Source organism: Ferrovum sp. (assembly GCF_027317285.1).
In the GTDB taxonomy this organism is placed as follows: domain Bacteria; phylum Pseudomonadota; class Gammaproteobacteria; order Burkholderiales; family Ferrovaceae; genus Ferrovum.
The window spans coordinates 1-888 of sequence record NZ_DAHVHV010000128.1 but is presented as its reverse complement, the minus strand read 5'-3'; the positions used below and the strand labels follow the sequence as shown (position 1 = coordinate 888).

Sequence of the window (888 nt, the reverse complement as noted above, 5' to 3'; positions counted from 1 at the left end):
CCACCACGCGGTGACAGGGAATCAGAAAAGGCAGCGGGTTAGCGCCACAGGCAGAACCCACGGCACGCACCGCCCGAGGCCGTCCGATCAGCGCTGCAATATCTCCATAGGTACGCCACTGTCCTACCGGAATGGTACACAGGGCATCCCACACGGCCCGCTGAAATCCTGTACCTGACAGGTGCAAAGGAATGGGTTGGCGTACCACAGTAGGGCATTCCACTGCCGCAAGCAGCGCTTCTTCCCAAACCTCCTGCACTTGAAGATCAACCTTCCCACCCAGAGCCGAAAAACGCGTCGCCGCCTGGCGATATCCTGCCTCAGGAGTTCCCGTCAAAGTCAGCCAGCGTACCCCGTCAATATCAAATACCCAAGAAAGACACCCCAAGGAACAAGACGTCTGCTGAAGTCTGTTCATGGCAAAAATCGTTGCAATAAATCATTAAGAAAGCGCTGCCCACGAAAGGTCGGACACAATCGGTGGGGGTTGGCTTCCAACCAGCCTTCCTCCTCCAATTGACTCAAAAGGGGTTGAAGTTCTTGCAGAGATAAACCCGTATGACGTTCGTACATCTCTCGGGGAACACCTTTGGACAAGCGCAGGGCATTCATCATGAATTCAAAAGGCAGATCCTGTGCGGCCACGTTCAAAGATTCCTCGATCGGTACCCCACGTTCCACGGCACGCATGTAGGCCTCGGGCTGACGAGCGCGACGTTGTCGCTCGATGCCCCAGGGGCCGCTCAACTTGCCGTGAGCCCCGGCACCCAGACCCAAATAGTCACCAAAGCACCAATAATTGAGATTATGCCGACATTGATCCCCCCCGCGAGCCCAGGCAGAGGTTTCATAGGCCTCGTACCCCGCAGCAAGCAAAGCCCCATGGGC

1 protein-coding gene and 1 pseudogene are annotated in these 888 nt (G+C 56.5%); both read right to left on the bottom strand.

Annotated elements, in window-relative coordinates; all coding sequences use genetic code 11:
• The coding region (locus M6F29_RS12610) for a methylated-DNA--[protein]-cysteine S-methyltransferase (protein ID WP_298160183.1) at positions 1-388 on the bottom strand (388 nt) is incomplete at its 3' end.
• Between the two features lie 26 nt (positions 389-414).
• Positions 415-888, bottom strand: a pseudogene (locus M6F29_RS11880) (radical SAM family heme chaperone HemW); the annotation flags it as partial.